Here is a 376-nt window from a genome sequence, read left to right on the forward strand (position 1 = left end):
AAGCAGGTGGTTATGAAAATGGCCCTTACGGTCACGCGGCACAGCAATCTTCAACTTACCATATTCAGAGTCAATTAAGCGATAATACTGGCCATTGCGAGAATTGCCCGAATTAAAGCCGCAGCGGTCATAAGGATCATAACCAAGCAAAGCTGTTAGTTCAGCTTGCAAGATTCGATTAATAGCTGTTTCGAGTTGTTGACGAAAAAGTTCTTTAACATCGCCATTTGATAATAGAGTTTTGGTTAAATCTTTGGTAAACTGGTCCATGGGGAATCCCTCCGTTTTGGTTTGGTTTGACGATTTAATCATACGGGGAAGGGATTCCCTTTTCAATAGGATTTTTATTCATTTACACAAACTATTTTATACTCTC

At 39.6% G+C, this 376-nt stretch carries 1 protein-coding gene; it reads right to left on the minus strand.

Going from position 1 to position 376, the window contains the following annotated elements:
* Window positions 1-270, minus strand: a 270-nt coding sequence (locus tag IV36_RS11780; protein ID WP_187328456.1) for a transposase, incomplete at its 3' end; no start/stop codon positions are given.
* Between the last annotated feature and the right edge of the window lie 106 nt (window positions 271-376).

Origin of the sequence: Liquorilactobacillus mali (assembly GCF_001437155.1) — a bacterium.
Taxonomy (GTDB): domain Bacteria; phylum Bacillota; class Bacilli; order Lactobacillales; family Lactobacillaceae; genus Liquorilactobacillus; species Liquorilactobacillus mali_A.